Origin of the sequence: Pinisolibacter sp. (assembly GCF_036782435.1) — a bacterium.
Lineage (GTDB): Bacteria > Pseudomonadota > Alphaproteobacteria > Rhizobiales > Ancalomicrobiaceae > CALBKH01.
In genome coordinates, this window is sequence record NZ_DAIPZB010000041.1 from 24,945 (window position 1) to 43,213 (window position 18,269).

The following is an 18,269-nucleotide window of genomic DNA, read 5'->3' on the forward strand; positions in this document are numbered from 1 at the left end:
TTCTCCCGCGAGGGGAGAAGGGTTCCGCGCCTGCGGCGCAGGCGAACACGAGACGACAACGAGAAGAGGAAACTTCCATGCAGGTACAGGGACAGGCGGCGATCGTCACCGGTGGCGGATCGGGACTCGGCGAGGCGACGGCGCGGGCGCTGGCCGCGGCGGGCGCCCGGGTCACGGTTCTCGACTTCAATCTCGAAGCGGCCGAAGCGGTGGCGAAGGACATCGGCGGGTTCGCCGTGAAGTGCGACGTCGCCTCGGCCGAGAGCGCCGAAGTGGCGGTCGAACTCGCGGCGGCGGCGCACGGGGCGGCGCGCATCCTGGTCAACTGCGCCGGCATCGCGCCGGGCGGTCGCGTCGTCGGGCGCAACGGACCGCTGCCCCTCGACGATTTCCGCCGCGGCGTCGAGGTCAATCTCGTCGGCACCTTCAACCTGCTGCGGCTGGTGGCCGCCGGCGCCTCGACGCTCGAGCCCGACGCCGACGGCGAGCGCGGCGTGGTGATCAACACCGCTTCGGTCGCCGCCTTCGACGGCCAGATCGGCCAAGCTTCCTATGCCGCCTCCAAGGCCGGCGTGGTCGGCATGACCCTGCCGATCGCCCGTGAACTCGCCCAGTTCGGCATCCGCGTGAACACCATCGCGCCGGGCATCTTCGAGACGGCGATGCTGCGCGGTCTGCCGCAGGCGGTGCAGGACAGCCTCGGCGCTTCGGTGCCCTTCCCCTCGCGCCTCGGCCGGCCGGAGGAATACGCCAAGCTGGTGATGGCGATCATCGACAACGCCATGCTCAACGGCGAGGTCATTCGCCTCGACGGCGCGCTGCGCATGGCACCGAAGTGAGGTGAAACGCCGGGGCGACGACGTCGACCGCGACGATCCGCCCCGGCATCGCCCTTGAACGGGCACGAGGGAATGCCGATGTCAGGCGCGACCCGCGCCGCGATGCTCGCGGCCGACCGCGTTCCTCACGAGGACATCCCATGCCCGTTCACGTCGTCTGCCCCGGCTGCGGGGCCGTCAACCGCCTGCCGGACGACAAGCTCGCCGGCCAGTTCCACGCCGCTCACTGCCCGTCGTGCAAGTCGGCGCTGTTCCCGGGCAAGCCGATCGAGGTCGACGGCTCCGGTCTCGCCCGTCAGATCGAGCGCTCCGACCTGCCGCTGCTGGTCGACTTCTGGGCGCCGTGGTGCGGCCCGTGCCGGATGATGGCGCCGAGCTTCGCCGAAGCCGCGGCCGCGCTCGAGCCGCGGGTGCGGGCGTTGAAGCTCGACACCGAGGCCGACCAGGCAGCGGGCGCCCGCCACGGCATCCGCTCGATCCCGACCCTCGCCCTCTTCGTCGGCGGGCGCGAAGTGGCGCGGCAGCCCGGCGCCATGTCGACGCCGCAGATCCTGCGCTGGGTCGAGAGCCACCTCGGCTGAGCCGGTCGACGGTTTCGTCGGATCAGGCCGCCCCGCCCTCCGCCCGCCACGGCGTGAACCAGCCGAGGCCGGCCTCCGTACCGGCGGCCGGTCGGTATTCGCAGCCGACGAAACCGGTATAGCCGAGGCGGTCGAGCTCGGCGAAGATCCGGGCGTCGTTCAACTCGCCGGTCCCGGGCTCGTGGCGTTCCGGCACCGCGGCGATCTGGACGTGGCCGACGATCGGCAGGAAGCTGCGCAGCGCCGTGACGACGTCGCCGGCGAGGATCTGGCGATGGTAGACGTCGAACTGCAGTTTGAGGTTCGGCCGGGCGAGCGTCGCGATCAGATCGGCGGCGAAGTCGAAGTCGTCGAGGAAATAGCCCGGCATGTCGCGGCGATTGATCGGCTCGATCAACACGTCGACGCCATCCGCGGCCAGACGGTCGGCGACGGCGGTGACCGAGCGCGTATAGGCGGCGACGTGATCGGGGTTCGAGCGGTCGCCGATTCCGGCCATCAGATGTATGCGACACACGTTCGTGACGCGCATCCAGGGGCGTGCGTGGTCGACGCCGGCGAGGACGTCGGCGAAGCGATCGGGGCGACAGGCGAGACCGCGTTCGCCCGCCGCCCAGTCGCCCGGCGGCAGGTTGAACAGCGCCTGGGTGAGGCCGTGGCGTTCGAGTTCGGCGGCGATCGCCTCGGGGGCGACCTCGTAGGGGAAGAGGTACTCGACCGCCGTGAACCCGGCCGCCGCGGCGCGGGCGAAGCGCTCGAGGAACGGCACTTCGGTGAACATCATCGTCAGGTTGGCGGCGAAGCGGGGCATGAGACGGCCTCGAGGGAAGGGATCGGCGCGCCGTGATCGGCGTGGCGGCGGACACTCGCCCGCCCGAGATATCCCGTATCCGCATCCGCCCTGTCCAGAGCGGCGGGGCGTCGCGCTCGACGACGAGCGGACGACCGACGGGCGTCGGAGAAGGGCGACCCTGCTCTCGGTCCGCGGTCGCGGTACACGGTCCGGTGCGGCTCGGGCGGCCTTCAGCCTCGAAAAACGGGGGCGGCAGGACCGGCGCCCGGTCGGCAAAGATCGCCGGCGGAGGGGGAACATTCTGCCCCCCGGTACCGCGCGGTTCGCGGACGCCCCCGCCAACGCGCTGATATCGATACCGGAATTCTCTCTGTTTCCATGGCATTTCGCTTGCTTCGCGGACCGTGGGGCGCTCGTGCCCCGGTCGAACCGTGCTCGCAGGTCGCCGTGACTTCCATCTCGTCCCTCACCTCCCTCTCGTCCTATACGGCGACGCAGATCGCGGGGCTGAGCACGACCGACATCACGGACCTTTCGACCAGCGCCATCCAGTCGCTGTCGACCACCCAGGTCGAGGCGCTGACCTCGACCCAGATCGCCGCGCTGGTTCCCACCCAGATCGTATTCTCCGCGGTCCAGCTCAGCGTCTTCAGCGAGATCCAGCTCTCGGCGTTGGAGCCGGAGGACATCGCGGTCCTGACGACGACGCAGTTGCGCGGGTTGACGGCGACCGATTTCGCCGAGCTGAGCGCGGAGCAATTCGCCGCGCTCACTTCGACGCAGCTCGGGTCGCTCAACTCGATCCAGTTGCGCGGCCTGACGACGACCGAGGTCGCCGCGCTCACCGCCACCCAGATCTCGGGGATCGGCTCCACCCAGATCGCCGCCCTCACTTCGACGCAGATCGGGGCGCTGACCACCACCGGCATCGGCGCGCTCAGCGCCATCCAGGTCGCCGGGCTCGGCCGCGTCGCGGTGTCGGTGCTGACGAGCGAGCAACTCGCCGCCTTCGCCGACACCCAGATCGCCGGGCTGACCACCACCGCGGTCAAGGGGCTCTCCACCGAGCAGATCGGCGCGCTCACCGCGACCCAGTTCGGTGGACTGACGGCGAACCAGATCGGCGCGCTGACGACGACCCAGGTCGCCGCCTTCACCACCGACGAGATCACCGCGCTCACCGCGACGCAGATCCTCGGCCTCACCTCGGCCGACGTCGGTGCTCTGAGCGCCACCCAGATCGCCGCCTTCTCGACCGAGCAGATCGCCGCTTTCGGCACCACCCAGATCAAGGGCCTGAGCGCGACCCAGATCGACGGGCTCTCCGCCACCCAATTCGAAGCGCTCTCCGCATCCCAGTTCGCGGCGCTGACCTCGCCGCAGATCGCCGGCTTCGGCACGGAAGATCTGGCGGCGATGACCATCGACGAGTTCCGCGCCCTGACCTCGACGGCGCTCGCCGGGCTCTCCGCGTCGCAGCTCGCCGGCCTCGGCGTCGACAAGATCGCGGCGCTCGGCACCACCCAGATCAGCGGCCTCACCCGCGCCAATCTCGTCGCGCTCACCGAGACGCAGTTCGCCGCGCTGTCGTCGACCCAGATCGGTGCGCTCACCACCACCCAGTTCTCGGGCCTGTCGAACGCCGAGATCGCGGCCCTGACCGCCGAGCAGGTCGCCGGCCTCTCGTCGTTCCACATCGCGGCGCTGACCACCCTCCAGGTCGAAGCGCTGACCGCCACGGCGCTGCAGGCGCTGACCACCCTGCAGGTACGCGGCTTCCAGACCACCGATCTGGCACTGCTCGCCACCGAGCAGGTGCGGGCGCTGACCGAGACTCAGATCGCGACCCTCAGCACCACCCAGATCCGCTCGCTGACCACGTCCCAGATCGCCGGGCTCACCGACACGCAGTTCGCCGGCCTCACCTCGAGCCAGCTGTCGCTGCTGACGGTGAACCAGATCCAGGCGCTGACCACCGGCGAGCTCGCCGCGCTCGTCGATACGCGGCTGGCGGCACTGACCTCCACCGAGGTCGGCGCCCTCACCGCCACCCAGTTCGCCGCACTCACGACGGCACAGATCGCGGCCCTCTCCACCACCCAGATCGGTGGGCTCGACCGCTCCGACATGGCGGCGCTGTCGGCGGAGCAACTCGGCGCCCTCACCTCGACCCAGATCGGCTCGATCACCATCACCGGTCTCACCGGCCTGTCGACCACCGACATCGCCGGGCTCGGGGTCGAGCAGATCGCCGGGTTGAACGCCAACCAGATGGTGTCGCTCTCCTCGACCCAGGCGACGGCGCTGACCACCACGCAGCTGGCGTCGATGACGACGACCCAGATCCGCGGCCTGTCGGCGAGCGCCGTCGCGGTGCTGACCGACACCCAGATCGACGCGCTGTCGACGACCCAGATCGCCGCCATCTCGGCGCGACAGGTGGTCGGACTGACCGCCGATCTCCTCTCCGGGTTCGACACCACCCAGCTCGGCGCGCTGACCTCGACGGCGCTCACCGGGCTCTCCGCCGCGCAACTGGACCAACTGACGACGACCCGGTTCGCGACCTTGTCGACGACCCAGTTCCTCGGCTTCACCTCGACCCAGATCGCCACGCTCGACGCCGATCACGTCGCGGCGCTGACCAGCGAACAGGTGGGCGCGCTCACCTCGACGCAACTTTCCGGTCTGCGCTCGACCCAGATGGCGGCAATGGCCTCGACCCAGATCGCCGCGCTGAGCGTCACCCAGATGGCGGCGCTGCCGAGCCTCGCCGTCTCCGGCATCACCGAGACGCAGATCCGTGACCTCGACCTCGCCCATCTCGCCGCGTTGAGCGGAACGGCGATGGCGGCGCTGACGTCCACGGCGGTCGGCGCGCTGTCGGCGACGCAACTGGCGGCGCTCACCACCACCCAGTTCGTCTCGCTCGACGGCGGCGATCTCAAGGCCCTCGGCGCCGACGCCTTCGCGGCGCTCTCGACCACGCTGATCGCGTCGCTCGGCTCCGGCCCGATCCGCGGCCTGACGGCGGAGCAGTTCGACGCACTCTCGGCCGAACAGATCGCCGCCCTCACCTCGACGGCGATCTCCGGGCTCAACGCCACGCAGATCGGCGCGCTGTCGTCCGACACCCTCGCCGCCCTCACCACGACCCAGCTGCGCGGCCTCACCACCACCCAGATCGGCCAGCTCTCCGAGGGTCAGATCTCGACGCTGAGCGTCACCCAGGTCGCCGGCCTCGCCTCCACCCAGATCGCCGGCCTCGGCTCGACGGCGCTGTCGGCGCTCGGCACAGAGGCGATCGCCGCTCTGTCGCAGGCGCAGATCTCGGCGCTGCGCGCCACCGCACTGATCGGTCTCGCCGAGACCCGCATCCAAGCGCTGACCACCACCCAGATCGACGCGCTGACCACCACCCAGCTCGGCGTCCTGACCGGCGACGAGGTGACGGCGCTGACCGCGACACAGATCGCCGCGCTGTCGACGCCGCAGCTCGGCGCCCTCTCGTCGACCGCGATCGGCGCCCTCTCCTCGACCCAGCTCGCCGCTCTCACCACCACGCGCATCGCCTCGCTCACCGCGACGCAGATGCAGGGGATGAGCGCCGAACAGATCTCGGACCTCTCCTCGACCGCCTTCGCGGCGCTGACCGCCACCGAGATCGGCGGCCTCACCGCCACCGTCCTCTCCGAACTGCCGGCGACGCTGATCGAGGCGATGTCGACGACGCAGCTCCGCGGCATGTCGGCGGCTCAGGTCGCGGCGCTGACCGGCGAGCAGATCGACGTACTCGACGCGCCCCGCCTCTCGTCGCTCGCCGCCGGCCAGATCCGCGGCCTGACGGCGGACGAGGTGAGCGGGCTGACGACGACCCAGGCGGCGGCTCTCACCTCGTCGCAGATCGGCTGGCTGAGCACCTCGGCGATCGCCGGCCTGAGCGAAACGCAGATCGCGAGCCTCTCCACCACCCAGATCGCCGGTCTGAACACCACTCAGTTGACATCGCTGGCGACGACGGCGATCGCGGCGATGACCGAGGCGGAACTCGCGGCGCTCACCACCACGCAGCTCCGGGCGCTGACCAGTTCCGCCATCGGCGCGCTCGACGCCACGCAGATCGCGGCGTTGACCGACACGCAGCTCGCGGCGCTGACGCCGACCCAGATGAAGGGCTTCGGCGAGGACGTCCTCACGACCCTCACCGGCACGCGTCTCGGCGTGCTGACCGCCACCGAGATCGGTGGTCTCTCGTCCACCCAGATGGCCTGGTTGACCGAGACCCAGATCGCCTCGCTCACCACCACGCAGGCGCGCGGCCTGTCGGCGGTGGCGCTCGCCGCCCTCGGCTCGACCCAGGTGGCGGCGCTGACCACCACCCAACTCGCGGCGCTGACCACCACCCAGATCGGCGGGTTGCGCTCGACCACCGTCGCGGCGCTGACCACCGAGCAGATCGGCGCGCTCGCCACGTCGCAGATCGCCGCTCTGTCGATCGCCGGCGTCGCCGGCCTCACCGCCGAACAGGTCGCGGCGCTCGGTGCGACGGCGGTGGCGGCGCTGACGGCGACCGAACTCGGGGCGATGACCACCACGGCGCTGGCCGGGCTCGACGCCACCGACATCGCCTCGCTCTCCACCCGCCAGCTGCGCGGTCTGACCAGCACGTCGATCGGCTCGCTCGAGGTCACGCGGTTCTCCGCGCTCGACACGAGCCAACTCGCGGCGCTGACCACGACGCAGGTGACCGGGCTCACCGCCGAGCAGCTCGCCTCGCTCGACGCGACGCGTTTCGCCGCGCTCACCGCGACGGAGGTCGGGGCGCTCACCACGACGCAGCTCGACGACCTCTCGGCCGAAGCGATCACCGGCCTCTCCACCACCCAGGCCAAGGGACTGAACGCCACCCAGGTGGCCTCGCTCTCCACCGCCCAGGTGGCGGCGATGGAGGCGGAGGATCTCTCGACGCTGACCACCACGGCGATCGCCGGGCTCGGCGCCGATCAGGTGGAAGCCTTGTCGGCGACCCAGCTCGCGGCGCTCTCCAACGGGCAACTGGCGGCGCTGACAACCACGGCGATCGGCGGGCTCGCCTCGGCGCAGCTCGCGTCGATGAGCACCACCCAGATCCGCGCCCTGACCGCCACCCAGGTGGCGGCACTGGCCGAGGATCAGGTCTCGGCGCTGACCACCACGCAGCTCGCATCGCTGACCGCGACCGAACTCAGGGCGCTGAACTCGACCCAGGCGACCGCGCTCGGGACGACCGGGCTCGGTGCGCTCGACACCCGCCAGATCGCCACCCTGACGTCGACCGCCGCCTCGGGGCTGACCGCGACGCAGATCGCCGCCCTCGACACCGCCTCGTTCACGGCGTTCTCCGCCACGGCCGTTTCCGGCTTCGGTACGGCGCAGATCGCCGGCCTGACGACGACCCGGCTCGCCGAACTCACCACCACCCAGGTCGGCGGCCTGACCGCCACCCAGGTCGCCGCGATCACGACCTCGCAGATCGAGGCGCTCACCACCCGTCAGGTGTCGAGCCTGACCGCGACCCAGCTCTCCGGTCTGACCGCCGATCAGATCTCGGCGCTGAGCGTGACCCAGCTCGGCGCGCTCACCACCACGCAGATGGCGGCGCTCACCACCACGGCGCTCGCCGGGTTGACCGCCGTCGAGCTGGTGTCGTTGGCCGCCACCCAGCTGCGCGCGCTCACCGCGACCCAGCTCGGGTCCTTCGCCGACACCCAGATCGCCGCCCTCGACGTCGCCCAGCTCGCGTCGCTGACCACCACCGGTCTCGCCGGGCTCGGCGCGTCGCAGGTGGCGGCCTTCACTTCGACGCAGTTCGCCGCGCTCGCCGCCGACCAGATCGCGGCGATCTCGACCACCGGCCTCGCCGGTCTCGCCCCGACCCGGATGGCGGAACTGACCTCGACCCAGCTCGCGGCGCTGACCACCACCCAGATCGCCGGCCTCGTCGACACCCAGATCGCCGGCCTCGACGCGGCGCAGATGGCGGCACTGACGACGACGCAGGCCGCCGCCCTGTCGGTGACCGGTCTCGACGGCCTGACCGCGGCTCAGGCCCAGGCGCTGACCACCACCGAACTGAGGGCCTTGTCCGCCACCCAGATCGGCTCGCTCAGCGAGACCCAGCTCGCGGCACTCTCCGCCGGGCAGGTGGCGTCGCTCACCACCACGGCGTTGCGCGGCCTCGATGCGACCGGGGTCGGCGCTCTCACCGCCACTCAGATCGCCTCGCTCGACACCGGTCAGCTGGCGGCGCTCACCGCGGCGGCCTTCGCCGGGCTGACCCAGACCGGCATCGCGGCGCTGACCACCGAACAGTTGCGCTCGATCCCGGCGACCGAGATCGGCGGCCTCGCCTCGACCCAGGCGGCGGCGTTGACCACCGAGCAGATCGCCGGGCTGACCACCACCCAGGTGGCGGCGCTGTCGGCGACCGCCCTCGACGGCCTGAGCGCGTCCCAGCTCGAAGCCCTCTCCGCCACGCAGGTGGCGACGATCGGCTCCGCCCAGCTCGGCTCGCTCGACACCACCCAGGTCGCGGCGCTGTCGACCGACCAGATCGCGGCGCTGACCACCACGGCGCTCGCCGGCCTGAGCGCGACGCAAGTGGGTGACCTGTCGCTCGCCCAGCTCGCCCGGCTCACCGGCACGCAGATCGCCGCTCTCACCGCCACCGCGGCGAGCGGCTTCACCGAGACCGAACTCGCGGCACTCACCACAGCCCAGCTCACGGCGCTCACCGCCACCGAGATCGGCGGCCTCACCACCGGCCAGATCGGCGCGCTCTCGGCGACGCAGATCTCGGCGCTGTCGACCACCCAGTTGAAGGGCCTGACCCCGACCGGGATCGCGGCGCTCGGCGCGACCCAGGTGGCGGCGCTCACCACCACCCAGCTCGCCGGGCTCTCCTCCACCCAGGTGCGCAGCCTGACCTCGGCGCAGACCGCGGTGCTCGACGCGCCCCGCCTCGCCGCGCTCACGACCACCCAGATCGCCGCGATCTCCGCCGCCGGCATCGACGGGCTGACCACCACGGCGATCGGTTCGCTTTCGACGACGCAAGCCGCGGCACTCGCCTCGAGCCAGATCGCGGCGCTCGACGCCACGGCGCTGGCGGCGCTCACCACCACCCAGATCGGGGTGCTGACCACCACCGGCATCAAAGGCCTGACCGAGACGCAGGTTTCCGAACTGGCGCTCGATCAATTGGCGGCGCTGGCCACCACCCAGATCGCAGCGTTGACGACCAGCGCCGTGCGCGGCCTGACCGCGATCGAGCTCGCGGCGCTGACCTCCACCCAGCTCGGCGCCCTGGCGACGACCGAGGTCGCGGCGCTCACCGCCGGTCAGGTCGAGGCGCTCGGCACCGCGCAGCTCGGACGCCTCACCACCACGCAGATCTCGGCGCTGTCGACGACCGGCATCGCCGGCCTGACGACGACGCAGATCGCGTCGCTCGCCACCTCGCAGGTGGCGGCGCTGACCACCACCGAGCTGCGGGCGCTCACCGAGACGCAGATCGCCGCCTTCTCGACCGGCCAGATCGATCGCCTCGCCGCGACCCAGATCGCCGGGCTCGACGGCACCCAGCTCGCGGCACTGACCGAGAGCCAGTTCGACGAATTCTCCACCACCCAGGTCGCCGCCATCTCGGCGTCGGCGATCGGGGCGTTGACGACGACGCAGGTCGCCGGCCTCGCCGATACCCAGCTCGCCGCGTTGACCGCTGCCGAGATGGCCGGGCTCGCCGACACCCAGGTGGCGGCGCTGGCGGCGACGCAGATCGCCTCGCTCTCGACCACCCAGATCCGTGGCCTCGGCGCCGACGGCATCGAGGCCTTCTCGACGAGCCAGATCGCCGCGCTGTCCACCACGCAGCTCGCCGCCCTGGTCTCGACCCAGCTCGCGGCGCTGGCCGACACCCAGGTCGCGGCGCTCGGGTCGGCCGGCATCGCCGCCTTGTCGACGAGCCAGCTCGCGGCTCTCTCGACCACCGGGATCGAGGCGCTGACCACGGCGGAGATCGAGGCGCTCTCGACCACCCGCATCACCGGCCTCACCGCGACGCAACTCGGGGCGCTGGCGACCGCCCAAGTGGCGGCACTGACGACGACCCAGCTCGGGGCGCTGACCACCACCCAGATCGGCGGTCTCGGCGAGACCCAGGTGGCGGGGCTCTCGGCGACGCAGCTTTCGGCCTTCTCGACGACCCAGCTCGCCGCTCTCGACGGCGAGGGCGTTCGCGGCCTGACGTCCACGGCGATCGCGGCGATGACCACGTCGCAGCTCGGGGCGCTGTCGGCGACGGCGATCGCCGGGCTCACCACCACGCAGATCCGGGCGCTCACCGAGACCGGCATCGCCTCGCTCTCGACCACCCAGATCCGCTCACTGACCGCCACCGAGGCGGGGGCGCTGACCGCGACCCAACTCGCCGCCCTCGGCACCCGTCAGATCTCGGCGCTCGCCACCGCGGCGGTCGGCGGCCTGACCTCGACCGGTCTCGCCGATCTGACGACGACGCAACTCGGGGCGATGACCACCACCCAGCTGGCGGCGATCTCGACCACGGCGATCGCCGGGCTCGGCCTCGACGATCTGGCGGTGCTCACCACCCGCCAGCTCGCCGCCTTCGGCTCGGAACAGATCGGCGCGCTGACGACGACCCAGATCGCCGGCCTCGACACGACGCGGCTCGCAGCGCTCACCTCGACCGAGATCGCCGGCCTGACCTCGACCCAGGTCGCGACCCTCGATGCCACCCAGCTCGCCGGGTTGGCGACGACCCAGATCGCGGCGCTGTCGACGACGGCATTGCACGGTCTCGACGCCACCGATCTCGCCGGTCTCTCGGCGGCGCAGTTCGCGGCGTTGACGGCGGGCCAGGTCGGCGGCCTCGCCACCACGCAGATCGCCGCCCTCTCCGAGACCCGCCTCGGCGAGCTGACCACCACGCAGATCGGCGGCCTGACTTCGACCGAGATCGGCGCGCTCTCCGAGACCCAGATCGGCGCCCTCGGCACCCGCCAGATCGCGGCGCTGACCACCACGGCGCTGCAGGGCCTCACCGCGAGCCGGATCGACGACCTCACCACGACGCAACTCGCGGCGCTCACCACCACCCAGATCGCCGGTATCGGCACAGACGCGGTCATCGGCCTCACCGCGACCGAGCTGGCGGCGCTCACCACCACGCAGCTGCGGGCGCTGACCTCGACACGTATCGGCGCACTCACCACGACGCAGATCGCCTCGCTCACGACGAACCGCATCGCCGATCTGACGACGACCCAACTCGCCGGGCTGGTCGACACCCAGGTCGCCGCGCTCTCGGCCCCGCAGCTCGCGGCGCTGACCACGACGGCGGTCGCGGCGCTGTCGGCGACCGGCCTCGAGGGGTTGAGCGTCACCCAATACGCGGCGCTCACCGACGCCCAGGCGACGGCGTTGACGGCGGATCAGATCGGTGCGCTCGCCTCGACGACGATCGCCGGTCTTTCGGCGACCGAACTCGCGGCGCTCACCTCCACCCAGTTCACGGCGCTGACGGGGACGCAGCTCGGCGCATTGACCACGACGCAGATCGCCGGGTTCGACACGACGCGCCTCGGTCAGCTGTCGGCGACCGCGATCGCAGGCCTCGCCTCGACCCAGGTGGCGGCACTGACGACGACGCAGCTCGCGGCGCTCTCGACCACCCAGGTCGCCGCGCTCTCCGCGGCGGGCGCTTCCGGGTTGACCGCCGATCAGGTGGCGGCGCTCAGCGACGAACAGGTCGCGGCGCTGACCGCGACCGAACTGTCCGGCCTCACCGCGACCGGCGTCGCCGGGCTTTCGACCTGGGATCTGGCGGCGCTGAGCGAAGACCAGTTCGCGGCGCTCTCTGCCTCCGGCATCACCGGCCTCACCGCCACCCAGATCGCCTCGCTCGGCACCACGCGTATCGCCGAACTGAGCGAGACGGCGCTCTCCGGCCTCTCGGCGACGCAGATCGCCTCGCTGACCGATCGCCAGTTCGGCGCGCTGACCTCGACGATGATCGGATCGCTGTCGACCGCGGCGGTCGCCGGGCTCACGCCGACCCAGATCGATCTTTTGACCGCCACCCAGATCGCCGGCCTCTCGTCGGCCCAGATCGGCGCGATCTCGCTCACCGGCATCGCCGAACTCGAGGGCGACGACATCGCGGCGATGACTCTCGAGCAGCTGACCGGCCTCGTCCGTATGCAGCTCAGGGCGCTGACCTCGACCCAGCTCGCCGCCTTCACGTCGACGCAGCTCGCGGCGATGACCTCGACGCAGATCTCGAGCCTCACCTCGACCGAGATCAACCAGCTGAGCCTCGCCCAGTTCGCGGCGCTGAGCTCGGCACAGGTCGCGGCGCTGTCGCCGATCCAGCTCGACCTCCTCGACGCCACCCACATGGCGGCGCTCTCCGCCGTCCAGCTCTCAGGTCTGACGACCACGACCATCTCGGCACTGCCGACGTCCTTCGTAGTGGAGCTGTCGACGAACCAGATCGAGGCGCTGAACGCCACGCAAATTGACGCCTTCACCACGACTCAGATAGCCAGCATGACGGCCGAGCAGATCGACGCGATGGTGACGGCGATCTCGTGATCGCGATGATTTCTCTTCTGTTTCGGCCCTGACGCGAGATCCGACGGATGGTTCGGATCTCCGACCCGTCATCTCGGGCGGCGCGACGTCGCCCCGACGACCACGGACGAGGGCGCCATGTCGAACGAAACCGCCTCCCCGACCGGCCCGAGCGGCGGACGCGGCTTCGGCGTGATGGAACTCATCCGCGCCGCCGAGACGCTGAAACGCAGCGGCCAGACCGCCGCGGTTTCGGCTCTCTACGGCTCGTGGATCGAGGCCAACCCGGACGATCCGCTGCTGCACGCGGTGCTCTTCAACTATTCGGTGGTGCTGTCCGACGACGGCGATCTCGTGCGCGCCCGCGATTGCCTGGAGCGGGCGATCGCCCGGGCGCCGGATTTCATGCCGGCGCAGATCAACCTCGGCCGGATCCTCGAGCGCCAGGGAGCGATCGGCGATGCGGTGACGCGGTGGTCGCAGGTGGTGGCGGCGCTTGCCCCGGTCAACGGCACGACCATCGCCCACAAGACGACGGCGCTCAATCAGATCGCCCGCACCCTCGAGGCGGCCGGCCGCGACGAGGCGGCCGAGGAGATGTTGCGCCAGAGTCTCGACATCGATCCGCGCCAGCGCGAGGTCGCCCAGCACTTCACGGCGCTGCGCCAGCGCACCTGCGAATGGCCGGTGATCCAACCGACCGAGCGGGTGAGCCGACGCGATCTGATGCTCGGCCTGTCGCCGCTCTCGGCAGCCGCCTACACCGACGATCCGCTGTTCCAGCTGGCGCTCGCCGCCCATTACAACGCCGTCGACGTCGGTCTGCCGGCGCGCGTGACGACGAGTTGGCCGCGCGCCGCCGTCCGCGACGGGCGCCTGCGCATCGGCTATCTCTCCTCGGACCTGCGCGAACACGCCGTCGGGCATCTGATGGCCGAGGTCTTCGGCCTCCACGATCGCTCGAAGGTCGAGATCTTCGCCTACTACTGCGGGCCGAAGGCCGCCGATCCGCTGCATCTGGCCTATCGCGCCGCCGCAGACCACTGGGTCGACGTCTCGGAGATGGACGACACCACCGCGGCGGACCGCATCGCCGAGGACGGCGTCCACATCCTCGTCGACGTCAACGGCTACACCCGCGAGGGGCGGACGAAGCTCCTGGCGATGCGGCCGGCGCCGATCATCGTCAACTGGCTCGGCTATCCCGGCACCGTGGCGAGCCCCTATCACCACTACATCGTCGCCGACGACTGGATCATCCCGCCCGACCACGAGATCTTCTATTCGGAGAAGGTGTTGCGGCTGCCGTGCTATCAGCCCAACAACCGCGTCCGGGTGATCGCCGAGACGCGCCCGACGCGCGCCGAGGCCGGTCTGCCGGAGGATGCGGTCGTCTACTGCTCGTTCAACGGCACCCACAAGATCACCCGCTTCACCTTCGATCGCTGGCTCGACGTGCTGACACGGGTGCCCGGGTCGGTGCTGTGGCTGCTGACCGGCGCCGACGGCACCAACGATCGGCTGAAAGCCCATGCTGCGGCCCGCGGCATCGCGCCGGAGCGCATCGTCTTCGCCCCGAAGCTCGCCAATCCGCTGCATCTCGCCCGCTATCCGCTCGCCGATCTCTTCCTCGACAACACCCCCTACGGCGCACACACGACCGCCTCGGACGCGCTGTGGATGGGCGTGCCGGTGCTCACCTGGTCGGGGCGCTGCTTCGCCGCCCGGGTCTGCGGCTCGCTGGTGCGCTCCGCCGGCCTGCCCGAACTCGTCGTCGAGACGCCCGAGGCCTATGTCGACAAGGCCGTCGCCCTCGGGCACGACAGGGCCTTCCTCGCTCACCTGCGTCAGCGGCTCGAAGAGGGGCGCGACGGCTGCACGCTCTTCGACATGGCTCTCCTCGTCGAGCGGCTCGAAGGGCTCTACGAGGAGATGTGGGCGGATCTCGCCGCCGGACGGCTGCCGAAACCCGATCTCGCCGACCTCGACGCCTATCTCGACGTCGGCCTCGACTTCGATCACGAGGCGGTCGAAGTCGGCGCCGTCGCCGACTATCGTGGCTGGTGGCGCGATCGCCTCGCCGCGCGCCATCGGCTGCGGCCGCTGCACGCCGACCGCCGTCTCCTCGGCGCCTGAGCCGACCGGCGGACCGCAACGACCGGGAAGAAACTACCGATCCGGCTCTCTCGGGGAAGATCGTGCCGGCCGCGGCGGATCGCCGGCACCGGGACGGCGCGTCGACCGCGAGACTCCGAGGCGGATCGACGGAAACACTTCCCCCGCCGACGCTCTCTTCGCGTATCCGGCCGGTATCCGCTCCGTTTCTGCGCAACCCATCTGTATCGATCGGCCAACGGCTCCTACGGCAGCCGACAGGGTGCCCTTCGACCGCATGTCGCGCAGACAATAGGGATCCTGTCGGGTGAAGCGGAGGCCCCGGTCGCACAGGGTCTGGCGATCCATCCAGCCGATCCGGGCCGCTTGCACCCGGTCCATGCCATCGGGCGCAGCCGCCGGCGACAGCGACCGTCCGGTCCGATCGGCGTGCCACGCCGCGGTGGCTCGTCGTCGTAGGCCCCAAGTCGCGTGGTCCATCCGAAGTTTCGCCGCAGCGGCCGTGGCGCGAATCCTCACCGCGCCATGGCGTCAACGATCCGAACCGTCGCGAAGCCCCTGCGAGTCGGCCTCGGAGCCCGCCGGTATCAGCCGCGACGGAGCGACGGTCAGAACCGCTTCTTGATCTTCAGGCCGACCGACTGGGTCTCCGAGGAAGAGCCGAACGTGTTCCGATACTCGAGGCCGAGCAGATAGCCGTACCAATCGAGGTCGAGACCGGCGCCGAGCATGATCCGGTTCTGGTCGAGGCCGGTCACCGGGACCGTATAGGTGGTGCCGCCGATCAGATCGGCCCAGGAGACCGTGGCGTTCGCCGAGGTCTGCAGGTCGTGTTGGAGCTCGGCGCGGAAATGCGGCGAGATCGACCCGAAGTCGGTCCTGATGTCGATCTTGCCCCGGATACCGAGGTCGACGGAGACGTCGCCGAAGGACTGCGCGCCGTAGCGCAACGCCGTTCCGGTGACCGGCGATGTCTCGGCGAATTCGGCGAGCCGGCCGGAGATCACGTCGAGACGCGCGTAGGGCGACAGGAGCCAGCGGGCGCCTTCGAGCGTCCCGCGATATTCCTCGCCGGCGGTCAGGGAGCCGAAGAACTCCTGACCGCCACGCCGGCCCGTCGCCATGGCGGAGGAACCGGCGAGTGCGCGGGCGGAGGTGTAGTCGATGCGGCCGAAGCCGGCGACGCCGTCGACGAACATCGTCCTGGTGGGCCGGTACGACGCATAGATCGCCGCCGCATACTGATCGGCCACGGTGCGCGAGCCTTCGGTGCCGATGTCGGTCGCGATCCGACCGTAGCCGACGCCGACGCCGACCGTGAGGCGCGGGTCGAAGCGATAGTCGACGCCCGCGGTCACGCCCGAGGTCGAGAAGGTGTTGCCCGTGGTCCGTTGGTTGCTCGACACGTTGCCGATGGTGAGCGCGCCGGCGGTCCAGAAGGAGAAGGCACGATCAACCCGGCCATCGTCGCGGACCGGCGTCCGTCGACGCTCCGCGGACAAGCGATCACCGCGAACGCCGGACCCGTCGGTCATGCGCCCGATGGCGGCGAGGCCGCGCCCTTCCGGATCGATGCCGCGGTTGCGGTCGATCTCGGGATCGGTGCGATCGTAGCCGAGCACGGTGCGATCGTCGGTGGGCGTGTCCGCGATGCTGATGCCGAAGGAATCACCGGCGGGGTTGTCGCCGTGCAGGCTCTCCAGGCGCTGTTGGAAATTGTGGAGCTGAGTGTCGGCGAGTTGGCGGGCCGCCTGGTTCTGGGCGCTGATCAGCCCGGAGACGCTCGCGTCCAGATCCGGTCGAGCCCGCGCCGCGACGGTGACCCGAACGGTCGCCTCCGATGAACGGTCCGAGCCCTTCACCGCCCGATAGGTGAAGCTGTCCACACCGGTGAACCCGACGGTCGGCACATAGGTCACGGCGAGGCCGGACACGGTGGCGGTGCCGTGCGACGGTGCACCGGCCACGGCGACGGCGGTGAAGGGGCCGCCCGCATCGTTGGCCGTCACGTCGATGGTGACCGGGAGCCCTTCCTTGGTCTCGGCGGTGTCGTCCTCGGCGCTGATGGCGGTGAGGACGGTGAGCGAGAAGGAGGCGCGCGCCTGCGAGCGGGCCGCATCCGTCACCGTGACCTCGTAGCCCGTCGCGGCGCTCGTCGCGGTCGGCGTGCCGGAGATCGCACCGGTCGCGGCGGCCAAGGCGAGGCCGGCGGGCAGGCCCGGCGAGACCGAATAGGTGAGCGTGCCGACGCCGCCCGATCCGACCACCGGGACGAAGCTCCCGGCCGCCGTGCCGACACGCAGCGTCTTCGCCGCGACCGCGGTTCGTGCGGCGAGCGTCGAGCGGACCGTCACCGCCACGTCGACGGCGGCGCGCTGGCCGGCGGCGTCGACCACCGAGAGGGTCAACACCGTCGAGCCCGCGGCGGCCGCGGTGACGGTGACGCGATTGGTGCCGGCGACACAGGAACCGAAGGAGACGCCGGCTGCGTCGATCACGCTGCTCGAAGACCGCACCGTGCAGCTGAGCGTCCCCACGCCCCCGCCGATCATCATGTCGAAGCTCACCGTGGTGCCGAGGTTCATGGTCTGCGCCGCGATCGAACCGATCGACGGTCCGGCCACCCAGGTGAAGCGATCGGCGGCTGCGGTGGCCGACGTTCCCACGGGCGTGGTGACGGTGATGTCGACGGTGCCCGTGCCGGCGGGAGCGGTGGCGTCGATGCGCGTGGCGGAGGCGACGGTGAAGGTGGTCGCCGGAGTCGAGCCGAAGCGGACGGCCGTCGCGCCGGTGAAGCCGGAGCCGGTGATGGCGACCGACGTGCCGCCGGACGCCGCTCCGGTCGACGGCGCCACCCCGGAGACGACCGGCCCGGCCGCAGTGCGGGTGACGGTGACCGTGTATGTGGTCGTGGTCGCGCCGTCCTGGGCGGTGACGACGACGGAGACGGTGTTCGTGCCCACGGCGAGCGAGATCGCCCCCGAGGCGGAGCCGGAGGTGACGGCGGTGCCGTTCACCTTGATGGTGGCGTTCGCATCGCTCGCGGTCGGGGTCACCGTGACGGAGCCGACGGCGTTGGCGACCGACGCGGTGTAGGCGGTCGTCCCGGAGGCGAAGCTCGGCGACAGGGTGCCGGAGCTGAGGCTCAGCGCCGAGAGGCTCGACACCGACGAGCCGGCGCGGGTGACGGTCACCGTGTAGGTGGTCGTGGTCGCGCCGTCCTGGGCCGTGACGACGACGGAGACGGTGTTCGTGCCCACGGCGAGCGAGATCGCCCCCGAGGCGGAGCCGGAGCCGACGGTGGCGCCG

The 18,269-nt window shown here is 71.1% G+C and carries 6 protein-coding genes; 4 read left to right on the forward strand and 2 right to left on the reverse strand.

Annotated features, from left to right (window positions below):
- The first annotated feature begins 77 nt into the window (after positions 1–77).
- Positions 78–839 (forward strand): SDR family NAD(P)-dependent oxidoreductase, encoded by a 762-nt coding sequence (locus V7Q42_RS16475; protein WP_333825195.1) that lies wholly within the window; start codon positions 78–80, stop codon positions 837–839.
- A 140-nt stretch (positions 840–979) separates the two neighbouring features.
- Positions 980–1,420, forward strand: a complete 441-nt coding sequence (gene trxC, locus V7Q42_RS16480) for a thioredoxin TrxC (RefSeq protein WP_333825196.1) — start codon at positions 980–982, stop codon at positions 1,418–1,420.
- 22 nt (positions 1,421–1,442) lie between these two features.
- Here the strand turns inward: trxC and otnI are convergent, their stop codons facing one another.
- Positions 1,443–2,231: a 2-oxo-tetronate isomerase gene (otnI, locus tag V7Q42_RS16485; RefSeq protein WP_333825197.1), complete on the reverse strand. Its 789-nt coding sequence runs from the start codon at positions 2,229–2,231 to the stop codon at positions 1,443–1,445.
- A gap of 429 nt (positions 2,232–2,660) precedes the next feature.
- On the opposite strand from otnI, the gene V7Q42_RS16490 reads away from it, so the two are divergent.
- Both V7Q42_RS16490 and V7Q42_RS16495 read left to right on the forward strand, forming a co-directional pair.
- Positions 2,661–12,866 (forward strand): beta strand repeat-containing protein, encoded by a 10,206-nt coding sequence (locus V7Q42_RS16490; protein WP_333825198.1) that lies wholly within the window; start codon positions 2,661–2,663, stop codon positions 12,864–12,866.
- Between the two features lie 117 nt (positions 12,867–12,983).
- Entirely contained in the window at positions 12,984–14,981 is a 1,998-nt protein-coding gene (locus V7Q42_RS16495; RefSeq protein ID WP_333825199.1) for an O-linked N-acetylglucosamine transferase, SPINDLY family protein, read from the forward strand.
- Between the two features lie 587 nt (positions 14,982–15,568).
- On the opposite strand, the gene V7Q42_RS16500 is transcribed toward V7Q42_RS16495, so the two are convergent.
- Positions 15,569–18,269 (reverse strand): autotransporter family protein (locus V7Q42_RS16500; RefSeq protein ID WP_333825200.1); only part of this gene is annotated, 2,701 nt, incomplete at its 5' end.

Coding starts and splice junctions, on each gene's coding strand:
- V7Q42_RS16475 (WP_333825195.1), top strand. CDS start 78: ATGCAGGTACAGGGACAGGCGGCGATCGTCACCGGTGGCGGATCGGGA.
- trxC (WP_333825196.1), top strand. CDS start 980: ATGCCCGTTCACGTCGTCTGCCCCGGCTGCGGGGCCGTCAACCGCCTG.
- V7Q42_RS16495 (WP_333825199.1), top strand. CDS start 12,984: ATGTCGAACGAAACCGCCTCCCCGACCGGCCCGAGCGGCGGACGCGGC.
- otnI (WP_333825197.1), bottom strand. CDS start 2,231: ATGCCCCGCTTCGCCGCCAACCTGACGATGATGTTCACCGAAGTGCCG.